The organism is Pseudomonas sp. 67(2021) (genome assembly GCF_017491835.1).
Taxonomy (GTDB): domain Bacteria; phylum Pseudomonadota; class Gammaproteobacteria; order Pseudomonadales; family Pseudomonadaceae; genus Aquipseudomonas; species Aquipseudomonas atacamensis.
Genome location: NZ_JAFGYL010000092.1, coordinates 1 through 462, shown reverse-complemented (window position 1 = coordinate 462; position 462 = coordinate 1). Strand labels below are relative to the sequence as shown.

Annotated in this window: 1 protein-coding gene; it reads right to left on the bottom strand. The window is 53.5% G+C overall.

All coding sequences use genetic code 11. The features are described from left to right. Positions 1-381: NAD(P)H-dependent oxidoreductase (locus J5M66_RS26665; protein ID WP_207817550.1), on the bottom strand; the 381-nt coding region annotated here is incomplete at its 3' end. Positions 382-462 lie beyond the last annotated feature (81 nt).

Here is a 462-nt window from a genome sequence, read left to right as displayed (position 1 = left end):
CAGACCTTCCGGGCCTGCTTCGGTGTAGCGGAACGTCACGCCAGCACGGGCAATCAGGTCGAAATAGTTTTTCAGTTGCGTCGGGATGTTGAAGTTGTACATTGGCGCGGCAATCACCACTTCATCATGAGCCTGCAGTTCTGCAATCAGTTCATCAGACAGGTCCAGAGCCTCCTGCTGACGAGGTGACAGCGGGGTATCAGAGGGACGCATTGCACCCACTAACTCGCCATCCAGTACCGGGATCGGGTTAGCCGCCAGGTCACGTACGGTAACCTCTTTACCCTGGGCCTTTGCCTGTTCGATGTAGAAGTCAGCGAGCTGGCTTGATTGTGAGTAGCCTGCAAGAATGCTTGATTTCAGAACTAAAACTTTGCTCATGGTGGTTTCCTGTCTGTTACGCGGAAGACTTTCCGCTCAATGGTTTACACTCTACGGTTATCGATGGCGCGGTGAAAGCGC